The 22,727-nt window shown below is 69.5% G+C and carries 14 protein-coding genes and 1 pseudogene; 5 read left to right on the forward strand and 10 right to left on the reverse strand.

Annotated features, from left to right (window positions below):
- Position 1: 1 nt before the first annotated feature.
- Positions 2 to 622 (reverse strand): DUF6230 family protein, encoded by a 621-nt coding sequence (locus tag ACFYXH_RS23080; protein WP_389565972.1) that lies wholly within the window; start codon positions 620 to 622, stop codon positions 2 to 4.
- Positions 623 to 943: 321 nt separating this feature from the next.
- Positions 944 to 2,560, reverse strand: a complete 1,617-nt coding sequence (locus ACFYXH_RS23085) for an MFS transporter (RefSeq protein WP_389565974.1) — start codon at positions 2,558 to 2,560, stop codon at positions 944 to 946.
- A gap of 942 nt (positions 2,561 to 3,502) precedes the next feature.
- On the opposite strand from ACFYXH_RS23085, the gene ACFYXH_RS23090 reads away from it, so the two are divergent.
- Positions 3,503 to 4,906: an MFS transporter gene (locus tag ACFYXH_RS23090; protein WP_389565977.1), complete on the forward strand. Its 1,404-nt coding sequence runs from the start codon at positions 3,503 to 3,505 to the stop codon at positions 4,904 to 4,906.
- 58 nt (positions 4,907 to 4,964) lie between these two features.
- On the opposite strand, the gene ACFYXH_RS23095 is transcribed toward ACFYXH_RS23090, so the two are convergent.
- From ACFYXH_RS23095 to ACFYXH_RS23115, 5 genes are all read right to left on the reverse strand, one after another.
- Positions 4,965 to 6,101: a substrate-binding domain-containing protein gene (locus ACFYXH_RS23095; protein WP_389565979.1), complete on the reverse strand. Its 1,137-nt coding sequence runs from the start codon at positions 6,099 to 6,101 to the stop codon at positions 4,965 to 4,967.
- Between the two features lie 35 nt (positions 6,102 to 6,136).
- A complete protein-coding gene (locus ACFYXH_RS23100; protein ID WP_389565982.1) occupies positions 6,137 to 7,198 on the reverse strand; it encodes an ABC transporter permease in 1,062 nt (353 codons plus the stop codon).
- The gene (locus ACFYXH_RS23105) at positions 7,195 to 8,745 is read right to left on the reverse strand and encodes a sugar ABC transporter ATP-binding protein (protein ID WP_389565985.1); all 1,551 of its coding nucleotides are present in this window, start codon (positions 8,743 to 8,745) and stop codon (positions 7,195 to 7,197) included. Before ACFYXH_RS23105 ends, ACFYXH_RS23100 begins: the two co-directional genes overlap by 4 nt.
- Before the next feature lie 164 nt (positions 8,746 to 8,909).
- The gene (locus tag ACFYXH_RS23110) at positions 8,910 to 11,738 is read right to left on the reverse strand and encodes a SpoIIE family protein phosphatase (RefSeq protein WP_389565987.1); all 2,829 of its coding nucleotides are present in this window, start codon (positions 11,736 to 11,738) and stop codon (positions 8,910 to 8,912) included.
- 177 nt (positions 11,739 to 11,915) lie between these two features.
- Positions 11,916 to 12,884, reverse strand: a complete 969-nt coding sequence (locus tag ACFYXH_RS23115) for a cyclase family protein (RefSeq protein WP_389565989.1) — start codon at positions 12,882 to 12,884, stop codon at positions 11,916 to 11,918.
- A gap of 183 nt (positions 12,885 to 13,067) precedes the next feature.
- On the opposite strand from ACFYXH_RS23115, the gene ACFYXH_RS23120 reads away from it, so the two are divergent.
- Positions 13,068 to 13,211, forward strand: coding sequence for a hypothetical protein (locus tag ACFYXH_RS23120; RefSeq protein WP_389565992.1), 144 nt, complete (start codon positions 13,068 to 13,070; stop codon positions 13,209 to 13,211).
- Between the two features lie 17 nt (positions 13,212 to 13,228).
- Here the strand turns inward: ACFYXH_RS23120 and ACFYXH_RS23125 are convergent, their stop codons facing one another.
- Positions 13,229 to 14,014, reverse strand: coding sequence for a VOC family protein (locus ACFYXH_RS23125; protein WP_389565995.1), 786 nt, complete (start codon positions 14,012 to 14,014; stop codon positions 13,229 to 13,231).
- Between the two features lie 540 nt (positions 14,015 to 14,554).
- On the opposite strand from ACFYXH_RS23125, the gene ACFYXH_RS23130 reads away from it, so the two are divergent.
- Together ACFYXH_RS23130 and ACFYXH_RS23135 are read left to right on the forward strand one after the other, a co-directional pair.
- A complete protein-coding gene (locus ACFYXH_RS23130) occupies positions 14,555 to 16,351 on the forward strand; it encodes a S8 family serine peptidase (RefSeq protein ID WP_389565998.1) in 1,797 nt (598 codons plus the stop codon).
- Between the two features lie 193 nt (positions 16,352 to 16,544).
- Positions 16,545 to 19,442, forward strand: coding sequence for an AAA family ATPase (locus tag ACFYXH_RS23135; RefSeq protein ID WP_389566001.1), 2,898 nt, complete (start codon positions 16,545 to 16,547; stop codon positions 19,440 to 19,442).
- Between the two features lie 53 nt (positions 19,443 to 19,495).
- On the opposite strand, the gene ACFYXH_RS23140 is transcribed toward ACFYXH_RS23135, so the two are convergent.
- Both ACFYXH_RS23140 and ACFYXH_RS23145 read right to left on the reverse strand, forming a co-directional pair.
- Positions 19,496 to 19,798, reverse strand: coding sequence for a hypothetical protein (locus ACFYXH_RS23140; protein ID WP_389566003.1), 303 nt, complete (start codon positions 19,796 to 19,798; stop codon positions 19,496 to 19,498).
- A 62-nt stretch (positions 19,799 to 19,860) separates the two neighbouring features.
- Positions 19,861 to 20,544 (reverse strand): DJ-1/PfpI family protein, encoded by a 684-nt coding sequence (locus ACFYXH_RS23145; protein WP_389566005.1) that lies wholly within the window; start codon positions 20,542 to 20,544, stop codon positions 19,861 to 19,863.
- 507 nt (positions 20,545 to 21,051) lie between these two features.
- Between ACFYXH_RS23145 and ACFYXH_RS23150 the strand changes: the two are divergent.
- A pseudogene (locus tag ACFYXH_RS23150) lies at positions 21,052 to 22,554 on the forward strand (DUF1996 domain-containing protein); the annotation flags it as partial.
- Between the last annotated feature and the right edge of the window lie 173 nt (positions 22,555 to 22,727).

Here is a 22,727-nt window from a genome sequence, read left to right on the forward strand (position 1 = left end):
GTCAGAAGCACTCTTCGCGACCCTTCAAGAGACGCAGATTGAGACCAGGGACATTGAGAGTGGCGGCCGAGACGGCGACTGCGGTGACACGCACGTCGGTGAGAGTGGCCGATGCCGCTTGCTGTGCGAAGCCGTTGGGATCGAAGAACCGCGAGTCCCTGTCATCGGGGTTGACCTTGCCCTTGGTGAGCGAGCCGGCCGCGACACCGATGTCGAGATCGTCGAGGGCCGCCTGACTCGCTGCCAAGGAGGTCCCATCGATGAACATGTCCTTCGCCTCGGCCAGGCCCCGGTCACCAGTGAGCCTCAGCGTGTACGTGCCGAGAACCGGGATCGGGACCGCAACAGACTGGCACAGACCGTCGATCTTCGCATGTCTCAGCCCGGTGACCACGACCGGAACAGGGGTGCCTTTACGGGGCACGTCCACCATGCCGTAGATGCTCAGACCCCGTACGGTCAGTGAGTCGGCGCCGACCTGGAAGCGCTGGCCGGAGATGAAGAACGACGCGGCCAGCGCTCCTTGCGCCATGGCGACACCAAGAGTCGCGGCGGCCGCGATGCCCGGGACAAGGATGATGGCGAAGCGCTTCCAGCGTGTCCTGCCGACGCCCTGTGACATTCCTTCTCCTCCGGTCCTGATATGGGCATGCCGGTGTCAGGCAGAGGAAGGCAATGTCCCAGTATGTGGTGATGAATCCTAGACTGCTGTGACCGGCAGCTGTCGGCACATCAGACCGTGCAGACGGGTGAGAAGCTTCTCGCGCGGTTTTCGTGCGACGCGCGGTGTTGTGCCACGGGCGATGTCCTCCGGCTGCTGACAATCACCGGGTGTGTGCCGAGGATGCCGAGCCGCTTCTGGGGGGCTGCGGAGTTACTGCTGAATGCCTTGGTTCAGGAGACCGGCAGGCGGCGCTGTTTGGTGGAACAGGGCCGTCCGCCGCTATGGCTTTGTCGAGCGGGGCTGGGTCGTCGGGATCCGATGGGTGAAGAACAGGGCGAGGAGGGCGGCGAGGGCGAGGATGGCGAGTGCGGCGCGCAGGCCGTCGAGCCTCGCTGCGGCGTTCGCGTCGAGCGCGGCCTGGGTCACCTCCGTGCTCGTGCCCGCTTCGTCGAGGGCGGTCTTGAGCTGGGCGTCCGACAGAAAAGGCACTCCGCTCTGGAGTTGGACGGTCGCCTGACTCTTGACCTCGGCCGGGACCGCCGGATTCTGCTCGATGGTGGTCAGAAACGAAGCCGTCAGCGCGGCGATCAGGATCGACCCGGCGAGTGCTGTACCGATCGAGGCGCCGAGGTTGGTGACGGCGTTCTGGATGCCGCCGACCTCCGCGCTCTGCTTGTCCGGCACTGCGGACACGGTGACCGACCCGAGCTGGGACGCCAGCGCGCCCATGCCGAGCCCGATCAGCAGAAGGGGGACGGTGACGATTTCCGCACCCGCGTCTGCGTCGAGCGCGGCCATCAGGACCACCGCGCCCGCGAGTAGCGAGAGGATCCCGAGCCGCACCACCCGCCGTGGCGAGACGTCCGGGAAGAAACGCGGGATCAGGATCGCGGCGGCCAGCAGTGTCAGTGAGAGCGGCAGGAGGCGTGCGCCGGTCTTGAGCGCGGACAGGCCGAGTGCGACCGACAGGTAGAGCGGTACGACGAAGAACACGCCCATCTGCACGAGGTATTGGAAGAAGAACATCGTCAGGCCGCCGGTGAGCTGCTTGTTCTGCAGCAGTGCCGGGTCCACGAGTGGTTCCTTGCGCTGCTCCACGAGGCGGGCCTCCCAGCGGAGGAAGAGCCAGATCAGGAGCAGACCCACCAGCATCAGCCAGATGACCAGTGAGATCCCGAGCCAGGAGGGTGCGTCGGGCTTCGGCTGGAACCAGCCCCATTCGTCCGAGCGGAGTACGCCGTAGACGAAGATCCCGAGCCCGAGGGCGGAGAGCACGGCGCCGACGAGATCGATGCGCGGGCGCCCGTCGCTCGGCGCGTCGGCGATGCGGCGGGTCAGTACCAGGATGCCGAGCACGATGACGACCTCACCGGCGAACACCCAGCGCCAGGAGAAGTACGTCGTCGCGATACCCCCGATGAGCGGTCCGACCGCGATGGCTACGGCTCCTGCGGCCGCGACGAGTCCGTAGGCGGCGGGCCGGCGTTCAGCCCCGAAGTTGCCGGCGACGAGCGCCACGATCGCGGGCAGGATGAGCGCCGCCCCGATCCCCTCGAGGAACGACCAGCCGAGCAGGAGCACGGGCAGGTTCGGGGCGAGCGCTGTCGTCAGGGATCCACAGCCGTAGATGACGCAGCCGATCCCGAACGCGCGCTTGCGGCCGATGAGCGCGCCGACCTTGCCGCCAGGGATCATGAACATCGCCATCACGAGCGTGTATGCCGTGATCGCGCCCTGGATCCCGGTCACGGTCGTGCCCACATCGTCGGCCACCGTCGCGATCGAGACGTTCATGACAGAGCTGTCGAGCGCCATCAGGAACTGCCCGGCCGCGAGTGTCAGCAGGACGAGTCGCGCCGATGCCGAACTCTGGGGAGAGCCTGTCCGGGGTGTCATGGGCGTATCGTCCCAGCGACCCGGAGGGCGGCTCCTCGACCCGCCGCGGAGATCAGCCGGTTGGCGGCGGTCGACCGCGCCGACTCCACTGAGCCCGTAGAGCCTGCTCCAGGCGTCACGGTCATGCCCACGTTGGTCACGGACGAGAGCAGCGTCGGCACGCTCAACCGTCGCTGAGAGCCGAAGCCGTTGCCCACTGATCCGCGCGCTGAGGGAATCGACAGGCCGGTGGTATCCGTCCGCCCGCGTCGTCGGCGGAGCCGGTTGGAGCGGCGTCGGGCGATCGCCAACGAGGGGAGCGGAATGGATGGTTGAGCACTTCCAGTGATTCAGGCCCAAGGGACGCGATGCGCATCCATCAGCGGTCGGCGGGCGCGGCGCAGCGGAAGCCGATGTTGCCGGTCGAGGACTCCGGGGTGTTCGGCATTCTCGCCGAGACCCGGTAGCGGCGCCGGTCCGAGCCTGGCGTGACAGCACACCGCTGGACCTGGGGCCTGTCCGGCGGCAGGCCGTACTGGCCGCACTGGTGCTGCGTCCGGGCTTCCTGGACGGAGTCTGGGGGGACCGAGCCGCCGCCGCCCGGGGCGGGCTGGAGAGCCGGCCGTTCCCGTGGGGCAGCGAGCTCCGCCCCGTCGGCCGGCACGCGACGAACATCGCTTGCATCCTGATCCGCTACCCGCAGACCTGCCAAGTGAGATGGCCGCGAAGACCGGGCCGCGTGAGCGCCGTCTGACGAGCGTGGGTCGTTGACGGGGTTGGTGAGGGCGAGCTGTATAGGGTCTTGGCAACCGTCCTTCTCGGTGAGGCCCCACCGCCCCGAATCAGACGGACATTCTCGGCAGGCCGTAAGCGCAGACTTGACCGATCATCAGGAGTGCTGCCGTGCGACCCACAGCGACATCATCCGCGCCCGGCAGCCTCGGTTGGAACCATGAGACAGCGATGCTGGCGCTCCTGTCCTTCGCCATGCTCATCGTTTCGCTCGACCAGTACATCGTGGTCGTGGCACTCCCCGACATCGCACGCGACCTTGGCTATTCCGCGCAGACGCTCCAGGCGGTCATCAGCGCCTATGCGGTAGCCTCCGCCGGCTTCCTACTGTTCGGCGGGCGTGCCGCCGACCTGCTCGGACGACGCCGCATCCTGGCCACCGGCCTCGCACTCTATGCCGGGGCATCGCTCGCGGGAGGATTCGCGACCGGCACCGGAATGCTTCTCGCCGCCCGCGCATTCCAAGGCCTCGGCGGAGCCCTCGTCTTCCCCACCACCCTGGCACTCATCAACACCACCTTCGCTGAAGGCCGCGCCCGTAACCGCGCATTGGGAATCTGGGGTGGGGCAGGCGCGGCAGGACTCGTCATCGGTGTGCTGCTCGGCGGAATTCTGACGCAGGCGTTCGGCTGGGAAGCGGTATTCCTCGTCAACGTCGCCCTGGCCGGCCCTGCGCTGCTGCTTGCCTTCGTAGTGATCCCCCGGGACGGTGAACGCGAAGAAGGCCGCACGTTCGACCTACCCGGTGCGCTCAGTATCACTCTCGGTGTCACACTCATCGTGTTCGCCCTCGTGCAAGGCCCCGGATTGGGCTGGCTTTCGCCGGGAATCCTGGTTGGCGCAGCGGCGGGCCTCCTGCTGATCGGAGCTTTCTTCATCATCGAGCGGCGCAGCGACGACCCGCTCATGCCACCCCGGCTGCTCTCCAACCCCAACCTGATCACCGGCGTCGTCATCGCGTTCATGTTCATGGCGACGTTCGGCTCCGTGCTCTACTTCCTGTCCATTTACTTCCAGGAGATTTTGGGCTACGACGCTTTGCAGACCGGCGCCGGCTTCCTCATCCCCACGGCAGTGGTGGTGGCCGGTTCGACAACCGCAGGCCAGCTCGTGACGCGGTTCGGTCTCAGGCGCACGTTGGCCGCAGCCCTCGCCGTCGGTGCGCTTGGTGCGGTCGCACTCGGCCTCGCGATCTCGCCGAACGGCACGTACATCGAACTCATCCCCGGCCTCGTGGTGCTCAGCGTCGGCGACGGGGTGGTCTTCACCGCCATGTTCATCGCCGCCGCCACTGGAATCTCCGACCGACAACAAGGCATCGCCTCCGGCATTGCCTCCACCGGCTCAGGCGCGGGCGCGGCTGTCGGCCTCGCCATCCTCGTCCTGGTGGCGACTGCCGGCCTCGATGGCCTCTCCGGTGAACAGCTTCGAATCGCCACCGCCGACGGGATCAGCACCACGCTCTTCGTCGTGGCAGGCGGAATCGTGCTGACCTTCCTCGTCGCCTTGAGGCGGTGCCCGACACCGCACGAACCGGTACCCGTCCCCGTGCCGTACCAGACCCGTCGCTGCTGACGGTTCTGACGCTCGCGCGACGCTGTTCCGGCGCCTACGCCGACCGTGCATGAGGTCGTTACGTACGCCAGATCTTCCGGTAGGCCTCACGGTAGCCCGACGGATTCCAGGAAGTGGCCCCGTTGCTGTTGTCTGCCGTGGCGATGTGGACGGGGGCGACGTAGCCGCTGGCGGCCTGGCCGGCGAAGGAGCGGTTGAACTCGTCGATGATTTGCCAGCCTTGCTGGGACAGCGGCTCGGGGACGGTGGCGGCCTGGAACTGCTTGCTGTTGATGCGCTGGAAGGCGGAGGGATCGCCGTCGCCCGCGCCGATGTTGAAGGGAGGGCCGGAGCCCGGTTTTGCGGCAGCGCGGAGGGCCGGGGCGGCGTCGGCGAAGTAGAGGTCGTTGATGGCGACGGAGTACGTCCAGCTGTTCTGGAAGCGGGAGAGGAGGGAGGAGACCTCCTGGGGGGTGCGGTGGCTCGCGTCCGGAATCGGGATGTTCTCGTACGCCAGCAGCTTCAGGCCGGAGCAGGTGGCGAGCTCCTGCTTGATCAGTTCGGACTTGTTCTTGGCGAACGGGATCGAGTCGTCGGTGAAGACGACGACTCCGGCATTGCCGTTGGACCGGGCGATGACCCAGTCCGCACTGATCTTCGCCACGTCCTCCACTTTGGTGGTGATGTTGGTGTAGAGGCTGGGGTTCTTGCTCGGGCCGGGGGAACGGACCGCGTGCCAGCCGATGAGCGGGACATGCGCCGCTTGCGCCCGTGCCACCTGCTGCGACGTCAGATTGGGGTCGAAGCCGCCGATGACGATGCCCGAGGGCTTGAGGGTGACGGCCTGGCTGAGTGCTGCCTGGATGCCGGCGGGGGTGCCCTCTCCGTCGATCACCCGGACGTTCCATCCGGTCACCTTCCCGGCTTCCTTGACGCCCCGCGCGACGCCTGCGACGCCAGGGTTGGTCATGGTCTGCGCGACGTAGACGATGGTCTTGCCGGAAACCGCCGCGGGGCCGCTGGTGGGGCCGTTCCAGGAGGCGTTGGTGTTCTCGGCCTGCTGCACGGCCGCCTTGGCCTTCGCGAGGATGGCGGGGCAACCGGCCTTCGACGGACCGGTGCCGGTCGACGGGCCGCGCTCGCAACCGACAACGACGGAGGCGGCCAGTGCCAGCAGGGTTGCGGCGGTGAGGGTGGTCTTTCGGTGCGAGTACACGGTGCTCCTGACGCAGGTGCGCGCTACGAAGTGTTCTAGGGGTTGCCGTCCTTCGTCGGTGCAGCCGACGGCTTTGCGAGTGACTGGCGGGTCGCGGTGGGGCCGGTGCGCAGTCGGCGGCGGGCGGAGTAGCCGGCCAGGCCGACGGCGATGAGCAGGGTGCCGCCGTTGAACAGCGGGGTGACCCAGAACTGGGCGCCGAGCTGGCCGATGCCGGCGAGGCCGATGGCGAGGACGGCGACGGCCACGAGGGTGCCCAAGGCGTTGGCGCGGCCGGGTTTGATCGCGGTGGAGCCGAGCAGGGCGCCGACGAAGGCGGGCAGCAGGTAGTCCAGGCCGACACTCGGGTTGCCGGTCTGCTGCTGAGCGGCGAGGAGGACGCCGGCGAAGCCGACGACCAGGCCCGATCCGGCGAAGGCGTAGACGGAGTACTTGCGGGTGGGGATGCCGAGCATGCCGGCGGCACGGGGGTTGGAGCCGATGACATACAGGTACCGGCCGAGCGGCAGCCGCTCCAGCACCAGCCAGAGGGCGACGACGACGGCGAGGACGTAGAAGGCGGGTACCGGCAGGCCGAGGAACCTGGAGTCGTAGATGTCGGTGAAGGCGGGCGGCAGGCCCTGCGGGCCGGGGACGATCCGGGCTCCGTCGGTGATCCAGCCGGTGAAGGCGTACATCATGCTGCCGGTGCCGAGAGTGGCGATGAAGGAGTCGATCTGCGCGAACTCGACGATGACACCGTTCAGAGCGCCGACCACCAGCCCTCCGAAAATCACTGCGAGGCAGGCGAGCGGCCAGGGCCAGCCTTCGTTGACGATGAGCTGCATCACCATGACGTGCGCCAGGCCGAGACCGTAGCCGATGGACAGGTCGAACTTGCCGGTGACGATGGGGATCGTCGCGCCGAGCGCGAGGATGGCGGGGATCGATTGGTTGGAGAGGATCGACGAGATGTTGTCCCGCGTGGGAAATGTGTCCGGCAGGGTGATGGAGAAGATCAGGAAGAGCAGGCCGGTGAGGGCCAGGAGGCCGTAGGTGCCGATGAGGTGTCCGCGCAGGAAGCCCAGCAGGGATCGAGGGGAGGGGGAGGGGGTCACCGGCTCGTCGCGGTTCCGGTGATTGCGGGCATGGCCGAGGCGGTGCGGGTGAGTTCACTGACAGTGAGTGCTTCACCGGTCAGCTCGGCTGTCACGGTCCCACGGGCGAACACCAGGGCGCGGTGGCACACGGTTGCGACCTCCTCGAAATCGGTGGAGATGAGCAGTACCGCCAGGCCGGCGGCCAGCGCGTCGTCGAGCAGACGGTAGATCGCGGCCTTGGCGCCGACGTCCACGCTGGCGGTCGGCTCTTCGAGGATCAGCAGGCGCAGGCTCCCCCGGAGCCACCGGCCGACCATGATCTTCTGCTGGTTGCCGCCCGAAAGGGTGGCGATCGGGACCTCGCAGTCGCGGGGCTGCACCGAGAACCGATCGATCAGGGCGGTGGCCTCGGCGCGCTCGCGCCGGGGACTGATCCAGTGCCACGCCGGCACACCGGCTGCCCGCGGGTTGGCCAGGAAGTTCTCCCGTACGGTCAGTTCGGCGGCGCAGCCCTCCTCCTGACGGTTGCCGGCCACGAAGCCGACGCCGGAGTCGAGAGCGGCGGCGACCGTACGCGGCTGGTACGGGCGGCCGTCGAGCAGCGCCCGCCCGCCGAGGATCGGCCGGGTGCCGGCGAGGGCGCGGCCCAGGTCCATGTGGCCGGCGCCGGTCAGGCCCACCGTGCCGAGGATTTCGCCGGCACGCAGTTCCAGGCTGACCGGTCCGGTGTACTGGGTCCGTACGCTGTCGAGGCTCAGGACGGGCGGGGCTGTGGCGGGGGTGGTGGCGGTTCGGTGGCCGGCCAGTTCGCGGCCCACGATGTCGTGCACCAGACGGGCGGGGCTGTGGACGGCGAGCGGACCTTGGCTGACGAGGTGGCCGTCGCGCAGTACGGCAAAAGTGTCGGCGACCTTGTACACCTCGTCGAGCCGGTGGCTGACGTAGAGGATGCCGTGCCCTCGGTCGCGCAGGGCGTGCAGTACGTCGAAGAGCCGGGCGCAGTCCGCGGCGGGGAGGGTGGCGGTCGGCTCGTCGAGGATGAAGAGCTCCGCCCGTGTCGCCAGGGCGCGGGCGATGGCGACCAGCGAGCGCTCGGCGGGGGCGAGGTCGGCAATCCGGGCGTCGGCGTCCAGGTGCCCGGCGACGATCCGCAGGGCCTCGGCGCAGCGCTCTCGGGTCTGCCGCCAGGAGACCAGTCCGCGACGGCGCGGATAGCCGGTGCCCAGTGCGATGTTCTCGGCAACCGTCATCCACTCGACGAGGCCGAGATCCTGGTGGATGAACGACATCTTCCGGGTGGCGGCGGCGGAGCCGAGCGAATGCCCGGCTACCGTCACCTCGCCCTCGTCGGCGCGGTGGACCCCGGCGAGCACCTTGATGAGGGTGGACTTCCCGGCGCCGTTGGGACCGAGCAGGGCGAGGACGCTGCCGCCGTGGATGTCGAGGTCGACCGAGGCGAGCGCGAGGGTGCCGCCGAAGCGCTTGCTGAGACCGCGAATGCGGACGAGAGGTTCTCCACCGAAGCGCGAGGGTGGGCTCATCGAGGTGTCGGGAGCGTCATGCACGGACTTCTCCGAGGGTCGGCCTCCGGGTTCTTCCCGACTGCATGGGGGATGCTACTGGGATCTGTTACCGCATTTCCGGCATATCGTTGATCCCTTTGACTCCAATGGGCGAGTTGCCCGGGAGGCAGTCTCCCCCTGCGCCTCCCGGCTGTGTCGGGTGGAGGTCACGCCGCATCCAGGGCGCACTCAGCCCAGATGACCTTGCCGTCGGTGGTATAGCGGGTGCCCCAGGTCTCGGCGAGCTGCGCAACGAGGAACAGGCCACGGCCACCCTCGTCGGTGGTGGCCGCCTGGCGCAGGCGTGGGGCGGTGTTACTGGTGTCATAGACCTCGCAGATCAGGGTGCGGCCGTGAATGAGGCGTACCTGGATGGGCCCGGTGCCGTAGCGGACGGCGTTCGTAACCAGCTCGCTGAGCAGCAGCTCTGTGGCGAAAGCGGACTCGTCCAGCCCCCACTGGCTCAGCCGGCGGACGGCGGCGGCACGGACGTCGGAGACGAGGGCCGGGTCGGCGGTCAGGTCCCAGGTGGCGATCCGGTCTGGGGGCAGGGCGTGGGTGCGGGCGACGAGTAGGGCAATGTCGTCGCCAGGGTGGTCGGGTGCCACGGCGTCGAGGACCGCTTGGCAGGTGTCCTCGGGCGTTCGGTCCGGGTGGGCCAACGCGCGGCGCAGCTGGTCGAGGGCCACGTCGATGTCGCGATGGCGGTCTTCGATGAGTCCGTCGGTGTAGAGGACCAGCTGGCTGTGCTCGGAGAGGTGAATTTCGGCCGTTTCGAAGGGGAGACCACCCAGGCCGAGCGGGGGTCCGGCGGGCAGGTCCGGGAATGTCACGGTGCCGTCGGGGTGGACCAGCGCGGGCGGAGGGTGGCCGGCGCGAGCCATGGTGCACTGCCCCGAGGTGGGGTCGTAGATGGCGTACAGGCAGGTGGCGCCGACGATGCCGGTGCTGCCTACCGCAGGGTTCTCGTCGCCCTCCTCCCGGTCCAGGCGCACCACGAGATTGTCCAGGTGGGTGAGGAGTTCGTCGGGGGCGAGTTCCAGTTCGGCGAAGTTGCGTGCGGCGGTGCGCAGCCGGCCCATGGTGGCGGCGGCGTGCAGTCCATGGCCGACGACATCGCCGACGAGGAGGGCGACGCGGGTGCCGGAGAGGGGGATGACGTCGAACCAGTCGCCACCCACTCCGGATTCGGCGGGCAGATAGCGGTGCGCGACCTCGACGGCGTCCTGCTCGGGATGGCCGCGCGGGAGCAGGCTGCGCTGAAGTGCCAGAGCCAGGGTGTGTTCGCGGGTGTAGCGGCGGGCGTTGTCGATGCAGAGGGCGGCGCGGGCGGCGAGTTCCTGGGCCAGCGAGCGGTCGTCGTCCCCGAAGGGGGCGGGATCCTGCGAGCGGTAGAAGCTGGCGATGCCCAGGAGGACTCCGCGCGCGAGCAGGGGGACGGAGATGAGGGAGTGGACGTTGTGGGCGAGGATCCGCTCGGCGTGCTCGGGTTCTTGGGCGATCCAGCCGGCGGCGGACTTCAGATCGGGTTCCAGCACTGCCTGTCCGCTGGCCAGGCATCGTAGATGGGGCGTCGCCGGGCGAAGGTCCACCCGCTCGCCGACCGGGTAGAAGGGGCAGTCCTCGCGGATGCCGTGGACCACCGTACGGTGCAGTTCGGTGCGGGCGTCGGAGGCCTCCTCGCCGCGCAGTACGGCCTCGGGCACGTCGATGGTGACGAAGTCGGCCAGGCGCGGGACCGCGATCTCGGCGAGTTCCCAGGCGGTGCGGCTCACGTCCAAGGTGGTGCCGATGCGGGTGCTGGCCTCGGCCAGCAGCTCCAGGCGGCGTCGGGCCGCAACCGCGTACTTCCCTACTTCCGGCTCGCCCACCAGCACCAGCCCCCTGGCCAAGCCGTTGGCGGAGTCGTCGGTGCCAGGTGGGACGGGCGCGCGGACCGTCGTGGCGGCTCGGCCGGCTGCGGCGCCGGGAAGGTGCCCGGACGACGGGTCGGCGGAGGTGGGGGCATATTGCGCGACAAGGCCGAGTGGTCGGCCGGCGCGAGTCGGGCCGGCGCGAGTCGGGACGGCGATGCGGGGTTGCGGCGAGTCACCGGGGAGGACCGCTTCGATGACGACGCCCTCCACCCCGGAGGGGCTCGTCACCGGACGGCTCAAGAGCGTGACCCGCCGGTCGCGGGACAGGGACACTTCGACGGCAGCCCGCTGGGACGAGGAGATCAGCTCGGTGGCCTTCTCCTTGAGGATCATCTGATCGCGCTGGTCCAGCCCGATCTGAACCAGTTCATCCATTCCGATCAGGTGCCCGTCCCTGGCGGCCTCGCTGGTCCACGCGAGGCGTCTGGCGTCGAGATACGCCCGCAGCAAGCCGCGCTCTCGCGCCGAACTCTGCTCCATCAGCCGCCGTTCGATGGCTTCGGCGGCGTCGCGTATCACGGTGACCAGTGCCGGGTCCGCATCGGTGAGGGGATAGCCGAAGCAGAGGACGCCCTCGATGCGTCCGCTGAGCTGGTCGCGAATGGGGATTGCAGAACAGGCGTTTGACTGAGAGCGCTCGGCGAAGTGCTCGGCACCGTAGACCTGGCAAAGCTCCCTTTCCGCGAGTGCGAGACCGACGCCGTTGGTCCCGGCGAACTGCTCGGCGAACACGAAGCCCGGGACGCTCTGGATCGCGGAGAGATGCCGGACCAAAGACGCTTCCCCGAAACGGCGTTCAAGCACCGTGCCGTGTCCATCGGCGAGACAGATATTCATCTTGCTGCCCGCGAACATGGATCGCAGCCGGTCCAGCACAGGCCCGGCCGCGCGGACGAGCTGGCTTTCCGGATCGAAATCCTGCCGGTAGGGGAGCTCGGACTGGTCCGGTGAGAGTCCCAGCAGTCGGCAGCGCTGCCACGAGCTCAGAATCGGACTTCTCACGCCCCCCTCGACCGACTCGCCGTGCAGAAACCGCTCGCGGGGGCGTACGGGGCCGATGCGGTCTCCCACGACCCCCATCTGCATCACTTCCCTCACAGAAACTTTGCGATCACCCAGTCTCCATTTGAGTATATTCCTCACTTTTTGGGTGAATTTAAGAAGCCTTAACGTAATGCGATGGTCGGCTGTCGAAAAGACCTGGCCGGCGTCCACCGTGATCGGCGGCCGGCGCGAGGCGACGGTGGCGGCCGGCCATCACAGGACCGCGACCGGGTTGACGGGCGAGCCTGTCCCGCCGGGTACGTTCAGCGGCGTCACGACGAGCATGAATTCGTAACGGCCCGCCTCGGCGCAGCTGGCGGAGAGTGCTTCGAGGTCGAGATTGTCCAGCAGCGGCACGCCCATGGCGGTGATGGCAAGCGCGTGGACCGGAGAGTGCAGGCCTTCGACCGGCGAGGGCCGTACATCACTGTCCCCGTCGCCGCCGAGCAGGGAAATGGCACGCTCGGCCAGCAGCGGCATGGCGTCCACGTGCAAGCCTGCGCTCGCCACGTCAGGGTTCCAGGGGCCGATTTCCCGGCGGCGGCGGAAGCGGCCGGAGCGCAGCAACACCGCATCGCCGTCCCCGATCGTCACCTCGAGTGCCTTCTCAGCGGCGATGATGTCCTGCGCGTGCAGTGCGAGCCCAGGCTCCAGCCATTTGATCCCGAGGACGGCGGGCAGGTCGAGGAGTACGCCCTTGGTGACGAGGGGGCCGAGTGCCGGTACCGCGCCGAAGCGGGCACCCCCGGCATCAACGACCTCGCGCGCCGCACGGCCGTCGTAGAGCTGCCCTCGGTAGGCGATGTGTGACAGCGCGTCGAGATGGCTCACGCCCTTGCCGTGGTAATCCACGGCAATGAAGTCCTTGTGGGTGGAGGGTTCCGGTGCCTCCACGTCGCCGAGGTCGGACATGTAGTGCAATGCGGGCTTGCTGTTGTCCGGTCCGGGCAGGGTGTTCCAGGGCAGCCCCATCGGCACGACCGTCCCGGACCGGATCAGGGCGGTGGCCCGCTGCACGTGGCCCGCTGTCACCCTGTTCCAGGCGCCGCGGTCGGCCGCAGCCCAGCGGCCCCAGGTGCGGACCGCGTCGAAGAGTGCGTCGAACTCCTGACGAGAGACGGCGGGCCCATTGCCGGGACCGGCCGGCAGGGGATCGGGGGCATCGGCGGGGCTGCTGCTCATCTGTACTCAGCGCTCCAAGGTTCATGGGGGCTGTCGCCCGGGGCGCCAGGGCGGCGCTACGACTCCCGGTTCAGAATCCTGCCCCGGAGCGGGCCCCCGGCAGGTGAACGGTTCGGCTCACCTCGCGGCTGTGACATCGGCCCCCAAGGCAGCGATGCCCCTCGGCTCCGAGCTCTACGCGCGGTGTCGACATGGCCCTGCCTCACTGACCACCGCGTCCTCGGCCTCCACTTCGGCGGCCGCTACCGCCTCGGCAACTACGCCGTACCTCTGTGGAGGGTGGTGGACGATCCTCTGCTGCGGCGCGCCGAGGTCAACTTCGTCTGACCGTCCGGGCCGCGGGCTCAGCGGGAGGCGCCGCGGATGACGGCCATCGGCGCACCGAAGGGGTCGGTGAACATGGCCAGGCGGCCCACGCCCTCCGCGTCCATCGGCGGGATGAGCGGGGTGGCACCCTGTCGGGTGGCCTCGGCGAAGGTGGCGTCGACGTCGGTCACTTCGAAGTACGGATGCCACTCCGAGCGGGAACCCGCCTCCAGGTTCTCTTTCGGAAGCTGCATGATCCCGCCCTGCGTGGCCTCCTGGCCGCCGCCCGACGGGGAGACGACGCTGTAGGTGACGCTCGCGAACGGCATGTCCTCGTAGTCCCACGAGAACACGGAGCGGTAGAAGTCCTTCGCGGCGGCAGCGTCCGTGGTGTACAGCTCGGTCCAGGACAAGGTGTTCACATCGGTGACCGCGCCCAGGCCCTTGGTGTCACCGGGCTGCCAGACCGCGAAGTCGGCGCCGGTCGGGTCGGTGTACGCCGCCATCCGGCCTTCGGTGAATACCTCCATCGGCTGCAGACGGACGGTGCCGCCGGCCTGCTCAACGGATCTGGTCGTGGCGTCGGCGTCGGCCGTCAGGAAGTACGGCGTCCACGCCGAGGACGCGCCCTCCTCGGTGAGCGGGCCGATCGCGGCGACGGTCTTCCCGTCCAGCTGGAAGAAGCCGTACCCTCCGGCCTCCGGTCCCAAGCTCTGCAGCTCCCAGCCGAACAGTGCCCCGTAAAAGGCGGCGGCCGCGTCGATGTCGGGGCTTCCCAGGTCCAGCCAGTTCGGCGAGCCCGTGACGTATGAGGTAGTCAGCATCGCAATTCTCCTCCCGCGAGTGCGCGGTGGATGACGGATGTGGATGACGGACGGGGTCAGTCGATTTCAGCATGCCAGCCCCCACTGACAATCCGCCGCTCCGCGCGCCGCGACACCCCTGCCACACACACGACGCGCGGAGTGTGCCGGTGTCGCCCCGAATGACCGACAGTTCGTCAGCTCCCGCACCTCGCCCGCCCCGGCCCCTGGCGCGCCCCGAACCCTCCCCGGGGCTCCCACGGGGGTGACAAGGGTTTTCCCCGTATCGGGTTCATCTCCCCGTTCCCTACTGTCTGCCGCACCGGCGGATCTCAGCTTCTGACTCTTAGATGTCAGGTGCATGTAAGTCATGGGTTCCGTCGGGGACGGCCCTTGACCAGGGGCCGTCGCGCCGACGGCGACGCAAGGGCGACCCGGCCCAGGGAACCGCGGATCGCACCCCCACAGCGAACCGCGGTTCCCGCGCCGCCCGCCCGCGCTCCGCACCGTCAGTTGAAAGGGAACACCTTGAACGGTTCCAGACGGAGACTCATATCCGTCGTGGCCGCGAGCGCGACGATCGCTGCCGTCGCCGCCACGTACTCCGTGGCACTCGCCGCCACCCCGCCGCCGCCCTCACCGAAGCCCGCTCCGGCTTCCCAGTCGATGACCGCACTGCCGACCGCACCGGTCGAGAAGGTCATCGTCACCTACAAGTCCAAGACGTCCGAGGCCACTTCCAACACGGCGGCCAAGACCGACGCAACGGCCAAGGCCGCCGAGACCGGCGAGAGCCTGTCGTTCGAGCGCCGGCTCGCCGGCGGTGCCGCCCTGGTCAACCTCGGTGGCAAGGCGTCCAAGAATGACCTCGCCGAGGTCCTGGACGCCTTCCGCGCCGATCCTTCGGTCGCGTCCGTGGAACCCGACATCCGCGCCTACGCGATGGCCGTCACCCCGAACGACACCGAGTACACCAAGCAGTGGGACCTGTTCGAGGCCACCGGCGGCATGAACGTGCCCGGCGCCTGGGACAAGACCACCGGCAGCGGCGTCACCGTCGCCGTCATCGACACCGGCTACGCCGCCCACACGGACGTGGCCGCCAATGTCGTGTCCGGCTACGACTTCATCTCGACCGCCGCGGACGCCCGGGACGGCAACGGCCGGGACAGCGACGCCAAGGACGAGGGCGACTGGAACGCGACCGACGGCGAGTGCGGCACCGGTTCCAAGGCGAGCAACTCCTCCTGGCACGGCACCCACGTCGCGGGCACCATCGCGGCAACGGCGGGCAACAGCAAGGGCGTTGCGGGTATCGCGTACAACGCGAAGATCCAGCCGGTCCGCGTGCTCGGCAAGTGCGGCGGCTCCTCCGCGGACATCGCCGACGCGATCACCTGGGCGTCCGGCGGTACCGTCCCGGGCGTCCCGGCGAACCCGAACCCGGCCAAGGTCATCAACATGAGCCTCGGCGGCGCCAGCGCCACCTGCCCCAGCGTCTACCAGAACGCGATCAACGGCGCGGTGTCGCGCGGCACCACGGTCGTCGTGGCGGCGGGCAACAGCAACGCCAACGCCTCCGGCTTCACCCCGGCCAACTGCTCGGGCATCATCAACGTGGCGTCCACCTCTCGCGAGGGCAACCGCTCGTTCTACTCGAACTTCGGCTCCATCGTCGACGTGTCGGCTCCCGGCGGCGAGACCCGCCGCGCCACCGACACCCCGGGCACCGTCACCACCCCCGAAAACGGCATCCTCTCCACGCTGAACTCCGGGGCCACCACCCAGTCGACCGAGAACTACAAGCCCTACCAGGGCACTTCGATGGCCGCCCCGCACATCGCCGGGCTCGCCGCGCTGCTCAAGTCGGCCAAGAGCACTCTGACCCCGGCCGAGATCGAGGCCGCGATCAAGAGCAACGCCAGGCCACTGCCGGGCACCTGCACCGGCGGCTGCGGCGCCGGCATCGCCGACGCGGCGAAGACCGTGAACGCCGTCACCGGCACCAGCGGCGGCACGACGTTCAGCAACGCGGCGGACGTGACGATCGCGGACAACTCGACCGTCAGCTCGTCGATCGCCGTCACCGGCCTCACCGGCAACGCCCCCGCTGCCCTCAAGGTCAACGTCGACATCAAGCACACCTGGCGCGGCGACCTGGTCATCGACCTGATCGCGCCGGACGGCACGGTGCGCAACCTCAAGGCCTCGTCGTCGTCCGACAGCGCCGACAACGTCCTTGCGACGTACACGGTCGACGCGTCCAGCGAGGTGGCCAACGGCACCTGGAAGCTGCAGGTCCGCGATGTGGCATCGGGTGACACCGGCTACATCGACTCCTGGAGTCTCACTTTCTGAACCACCCCAAACAACCGCATCACAGCTGGTCAGAGGCGCGTTCGCGGCATATCGCCGCGGGCGCGCCCCGCCGCCTGTCCGGGCGCGCGTGTCCGTATGCCGGACATGCAGCCTGGACTGCGGTGGCCTGATTCGTATGCTCTGCTCTCAACGGGCAGAGTCCCGCGCAGGCCACAAGGGGGGTGGTGGGGAGGTGACAACGGCGGCGCACCGCCCTGCACCGGTCGGGCGGGGGGAGCTCCTCACCCGGCTCGACCGGGTCCTGCACACGCGCGGGCGCGCCCTGCTCACCGGCCCTGCCGGGGTCGGCAAGACCGAGGTCGCCCTGGCCGCCGCCGCGCGCGCCGAGTCCCGCGGCGAGACCGTACTGTGGCTCGCCACACTGCCCGCCGACCGGGACATACCCGGCGCGGCCGCCGCCGCCCTGGTCGCGACCATTTCGGCCTGCGCGTCCTGGCCGGCGGCCCGGCCCGACAGCGGCCCCGGCAGCTACGACGTCCTCGGGGGACTGCCCGGACCGCAGCGGACCGCTGTCGCCATGCTGTGCCGCGAGGCGCCCGTGCCCGACAACGGCTGGGACCCCATCGCCCTGCGGCTCGCGCTCGCCCAGATCCTGCGCACGCTCGCCGCACACGGCCCCGTCCTGCTCGTCGTCGACGGCGTCCAGCGCATCGACGCCGACAGCGCCGACCTGCTGCGGTTCGCCCTGCATCTGGCTCCATCGGCGCTACGCGTCGTCGCCGTCGAGACCCCGGCGGCATACGGACCCGACACATCCACCGCGAGTACCCCGGCGCAGGACGCTGACTGCCCGGAGCCCCTGTGGGTGCCGTCCGAGGCCGACGTCCTGAACGTAGCGCCGCTGCACGCCGACGAGATCGCCGAACTCCTCTTCCACCACCGGCTGCCGTCCCGGATGGCCGGCCGTATCCACAAGGCCAGCGGCGGCAATCCGCGTCTCGCGCTCGCCGTCGGCCGGTCCCTCGCCGACGCCAGGACGCCGGTGCACCACGCCGAGGCCCTGTCCCTGTCCGGGCGCGCACGCGATCTCGCACGTCAGCTGCTCGGCGCCGCCTCCCCCGCCGTGCGTGACACGCTCCTGCTGGCCGCACTGGCGCTGCACCCGACGGCTTCGCTGATCCGCCGCACGGGCCGCCCCACGGCCGAGGCCGACCTCGCCGCCGCCGAGCGGGCGAATCTCATCTCACTGACGGAGGACGGCACGGTCGCGTTCACGGCAGGGCTGCTGCCCTCCACGCTGGTGCACGACGCCGACTGGGCCGAGCGCAGCGACGGTCATGCGGCTCTCGCGCGCGTCGTGGACGACCCCGTCGAGGCCGTACGGCACCGGGCGCTGGCCACGGACACACCCGACGAGCAACTGGCAGCGGAGGTCGCGGTCGCGGCCGATACGGCACGACGCCGCGGGAACAGCGCGCTGGCCGCCGAACTCGCCCTGCTCGCCGCCGAGTCCACGCCCGGCCGGCACAGCGCGCAGCGGCTTGCCCGGCTCGTCGACGCCGCCGAGGAAGCCGCCCGCGCCGCCCGCGCGGACCTGGCGATGCGCGCAGCCACCGATCTCCTCGCCCGCGACGCCGCGCCCGCCGACCGGGTTCGCGCGCGGCTCGCGGTGCTGGACACGGCCGGGCAGGGACTGACCGACCTCGACGAGATCTACGTCCACGCCATGGAGGACTCCGAGGGCGACACGGCGCTGCGGGCGGCCGTCCAGCTGCGGCTGGCAGTGAAGCATGTGCTGGCCGACGGTGATCCCGTACGCTCCCGGGCCGCCGCCGTCGAGTCCGCGGTGCTGGCCTCTTCGGTCGGCGACCGTATGACGGCGGCCACGGCGCTGACCGTCCAGGCGCGCATGGACCGTGTCCTGGGCTCGCCGGACGCGGAGCAGGTCCTCACCGAGGCACGAGCCCTCGAGATGGTCGTGCGGCCGCTGGGCATCCGTAACGCCGCGCAGATCCTGACGATCCGCCATGCGCTGTTCGACGACCGGCTCACCGACGCCCGCGACCAGCTCAACGCCCTGCTGCCGCTGGTCGAGCGCCGTGGGCCGGTGGAGGACGCCATCGAGCTGTTCCATACGCTCGCGGAGATCGACGCCCGGCAGGGGCAGTGCGCGGCGTCACTCGCACATGCCGGGCGGTCGCTCGCCCTGACGCTGGAGGCCGGCCTCTCGCCGGGGCCCGCCTGGTACACGCTGGCTCTCGCGGAGAGCGCCGGCGGCAGTTTCGCCCGCGCCGCGAGCTACGCCCGGCGCAGTGTCCAGGCATCCGAGGAGGAGGGCGACCATGTCTTCCTCTCCCGCAGTCTGTACGCACTCGGCCGGGTCCAGCTCGTGACCGGGGATGTGGCGAACGCCCTGGAGACCCTGCGCCGGGTGCAGTCCGGTGAACGCGCCCAGTCGACGGTCGACCCCTCCATGCTGCGCTGGCACGAGGAGCTGGCCGAGGCGCTGATCGCGAGCGATGCCCCCGAGGAGGCCGCGGCCCTGCTCGCCGATGTGCGTCCCGTCGCCGAACGCCTGGGCCGCGCAACGGTGCTGCTCGGCTGCGACCGCGCGTACGCCCTGCATCTGGCGGCGGTCGGAAAGCCCGATGAGGCGGCGGGGCTGCTGACCGAGACCGCCGATCGCTTCGCGGCGGCGGGGCTGCCGCTGGCACGCGGACGGGCGCTGATCGCGCTCGCCCGGGTCGAACGCCGCCGCCGCAGGCGGTCGGCCGCACAGAACGCGCTGCAGGCCGCGGCCGCGGTCTTCGAACGGGCGGGGGCGTCGCCCTGGCTGGCACTGGTGACGGAGACACCGTCCCGTACGACCGAACCCGCCCCGGCCCGCGGCGGCGCCGTGTCCTCCCTCACGGAGGCGGAGCTGCGGCTCGCGCTGCTGGTCGGCCAGGGGGCCAGCAACCAGGAGGCGGCGGCGAAGCTGTACCTCAGCGTGAAGACGGTCGAGGCGCGTCTCACCCGCATCTACCAGAAACTGGATGTCCGTTCGCGCGCCCAGCTGGCAAGCGCCCTCAACGCGTGGCCCGCCCATCGGCCGTCGACGGACACGACGGACGGCCCGGCGGCGGGCTGATATCACGCATCGTGTCGGCGGGACGATGGTCATCGTTGGGATGCATCCCTGGCTCAGCGCGTGCGGCGGTGGCCGGTGACCTTGGAGGCGGGCAGGCGGCCGGCCTTGGAGCTGCCCGTCATGGTGTCTCCGTCGACCGTGACGGCGAAGGCGAGGTTCAGCCTCAGGGGCTTGGCGATCGACTGGGTCCAGGTGAGGCGGTCGTCGTCGAGCGCCAGGTTGTTCAGGGCGACGTCCTCTCCGGCGCCGTGGGCGGTACCCGTCAGGGCGCCGTTCGCCAAGTGGAGCTCGACGACGGCCGTGATGGTGCCGATGGGGGTCGAGATGTTCAGGTCCCAGGTTCCTTCGACGGACATGCGGGGGCTTCCTTACGGGGTGGTGCGCCGGCGCGGCACAAGGGAAGAAGTGAAGGGGTGTCTCAGAAGGCGACGGGCGTCGGACCCTGGTCGCGCCAGACGATGCCGCGGCGTTCGTAGGAGAACAGTTCCTCGACGGCATGAGCGACCTTGGGACCCACCTCGCGCTCCAGCAGGTACAGGGCCAGGTCGAGGCCCGAGGTGACGCCGGCGCCGGTGACGAGGTCACCGTCGTCGACGACGCGCGCGGGCACCGCGCGCACACCGGTGGCGTCCAGCAGGTCCATACCCATGTGGTGAGTGGTCGCGTTACGGCCCTCCAGGAGGCCGGCCATGGCCAGGACGAGCGAGCCGCCGCACACCGCGCTCACCGTTACCCCGGGGCGTTCCATGGCGGACTTCAGCAGGGGCGGCAGGCCGGTTTCCAGGGTGCGGCCCAGCAGGACAGGAATTGCTTCGTCCTCCGACTGCCGGCCACAGTCCGGTCCCGGCTTCCCGTCGTCCTGCTCGACGCGGCCCGACGCGCCGGGGACCAGGACGAGGTCGGCGCGCTCGGGATCGAGGCGGGCCGTCGCCCGCAGGGCCAGGCCGCCGGTACCGCCGGCCACTTCGCGCGTTCCCTCGGCGGAGACCAGCTCCACCGTCACCGCCCCGGCGGAGGCGGTGCCGCCGGCGTACAGGACCTCGTAGGGGGCGATGACGTCGAGCGGGTCGAAGCCGTCGAACAAGACGATCTGGGCGTGCATTTGTGTTCCGTTCGGGATGGATGCGAACCGGTCTGTGCCGGGTTCACCACCGACGCTAGACAGCCGGTCCGCCTCTCCCTAGTGGCACTAATGACAGCTTCCAACGGAATCGAGCCAACAAGCGTCCAGGTCACGGCGGACCAGGCCCGCATGTCCGGCCGCTTGCTCCGTGGCGCGGTCGGCGATCCGGAGGCCGATGATCCGTGCCTGGCCGGGGTTGTGCGCGTCGAATGCGACCGCCTCGGAGGCTCCAGTGGAGGCGGGCAGGGGCGCCGCTGAGCACAGCGGCGAGCGTTCGCCTCGCGGTCCACTGGCTGGGCGCGTGCCACCGCTCCGAAGCCGCTCCGGGCTGCCTCAGATTCCGCCTCAGGCACCTCCACCGCTGGAGGTTGCTACGAATTGCTGTTCGCGTTGAACACTTCGTGGGTCTCTTCCGTACGTAGCACAGCACTTCTCCCTCAGCCAGCGCATGTAACGGCCGACCGGCAATGAAACATAGGAGTTCCAATGAGGCGTACAGAGCGAAGACGCTCAAAGAGAGGCAAAAGAGTAGTCGTTGCCTCGATCGCGCTCATGCTGGGCGGGGGTGGCCTCATCGCGGTCAACTCCTACGCCTCCGCCGGCGAGGGACGGGGCCCATGGCCCGGCGAATGGAACGGGCAACAGCAGAATCAGACCCAGAGCGCCGGACCCTCTGCGTCCACGATCAAGTGTCCTGAGGTTGCGAACGGGCTGCCCGAAGTACCGGACGGGGCCAGGCTGGAGGTCGACCGCGAACTTGCCACGCTGGACAGCCAGATCACCGAGGCCTACCAGCGGTTCGTCGACGAGAAGGAGCAGATGGAGCGGGACCCGGAGTTCGCCCGGAACGCTGTCCTGGACCCGCTGAAGAACAAGCGCGCAGCAAGCATCGACCGCATAGCCGTAGCCATCAGCCGTGCGACAGGGAAGCGCCCGCAGGGACTGGATCCGATGGCCCCGTGCACTCTTCAGGTGGATGACGCAGACGGGGCCGACGCCGGTGAGGGCAACGGCCAGGGGCAGGACCAGGGCGGCGACCAGAACAACGGCAACGGCGACCAGGGCAACGGCAACGGTGGCCAGGCGGACAACGGCCCTGAGGCGTCCGACTTCGTCGACATCCAGTCCGTCAAGCCGAATGTCCGCAACCCGCGCACGCTCCGCAACGCCTCCCGCGGCACCTTCTCCACCGACTGCGGTGTCAACGCGAACGGCAAGTTCAACCCGGACAACGTGATCGTGGCGCCCGGTGTGAGCAATGGCGCGCACCACATGCACGACTATGTCGGTAACCAGGCCAACGACGCCTTCGCGAGCGACGACGATCTCGCCAACGGCCGGACGACGTGCCGCGACCAGGGTGACAAGTCGACCTACTACTGGCCCGTCCTGCGCCTGCAGAACGGCCAGAAGGAGGCCGACGCCGACGCGGACGGTGGCGGCAAGGACCAGAACGTCGGCGAGATCCAGACTCCGGCCCAGGTCACGCTGAACTTCGCGGGCAGCCCGGTCGGCAAGGTCACCGCGATGCCCCGCTTCCTGCGGATCATCACCGGTGACGCCAAAGCCTTTGTCAACGGCAACGCGAATGCCAATGCCTCCTGGAGCTGCACCGGCTTCGAGAACCGCCAGCTGAAGGACAAGTACCCGGTCTGCCCCGAGGGCAGCCAAGTGGTCCGTGCCTTCAAGTTCCAGAGCTGCTGGGACGGTCAGAACACCGACAGCGCCAACCACCGCACGCACGTGGCCTTCGCCGACCAGAACGGCCGCTGCCCCAACGGCTTCCGGGCCATTCCGCAGCTCGTGCAGCGGATCGTCTACGACGTGCCGCCGCCGGTTTTCGACGGGGAAAAAACCGCGGTGTTCGCGGTCGACTCCTTCCCTGAGCAGCTGCACAAGCCGGTCACCGACCACGGCGACTTCATCAACGTCTTCGACGACAACCTCATGCGGGAGGCGGTGCGTTGCATCAACGACGGACGAGAGTGCGGCCCCGGCGACCCCGGCGCCCCTCCGGCCGGTGGTGTGGAGAAGCCTGAGGTTGCGGTGGGTTCGGGTGCTGGTAAGCCTGGTGCGACGGGTACGCCGGACAGTGCGGGTGGTGTGGAGAAGCCTGAGGTTGCGGTGGGTTCGGGTGCTGGTAAGCCTGGTGCGACGGGTAC

This window comes from Streptomyces sp. NPDC002730, assembly GCF_042888805.1.
GTDB lineage: Bacteria > Actinomycetota > Actinomycetes > Streptomycetales > Streptomycetaceae > Streptomyces.

Bases quoted from the DNA above. Each gene is read 5' to 3' on its own strand.
- ACFYXH_RS23080 (WP_389565972.1), bottom strand. From the start codon at position 622: ATGTCACAGGGCGTCGGCAGGACACGCTGGAAGCGCTTCGCCATCATC.
- ACFYXH_RS23085 (WP_389565974.1), bottom strand. From the start codon at position 2,560: ATGACACCCCGGACAGGCTCTCCCCAGAGTTCGGCATCGGCGCGACTC.
- ACFYXH_RS23090 (WP_389565977.1), top strand. From the start codon at position 3,503: ATGCTGGCGCTCCTGTCCTTCGCCATGCTCATCGTTTCGCTCGACCAG.
- ACFYXH_RS23110 (WP_389565987.1), bottom strand. From the start codon at position 11,738: ATGGGGGTCGTGGGAGACCGCATCGGCCCCGTACGCCCCCGCGAGCGG.
- ACFYXH_RS23115 (WP_389565989.1), bottom strand. From the start codon at position 12,884: ATGAGCAGCAGCCCCGCCGATGCCCCCGATCCCCTGCCGGCCGGTCCC.
- ACFYXH_RS23125 (WP_389565995.1), bottom strand. From the start codon at position 14,014: ATGCTGACTACCTCATACGTCACGGGCTCGCCGAACTGGCTGGACCTG.
- ACFYXH_RS23140 (WP_389566003.1), bottom strand. From the start codon at position 19,798: ATGTCCGTCGAAGGAACCTGGGACCTGAACATCTCGACCCCCATCGGC.
- ACFYXH_RS23145 (WP_389566005.1), bottom strand. From the start codon at position 20,544: ATGCACGCCCAGATCGTCTTGTTCGACGGCTTCGACCCGCTCGACGTC.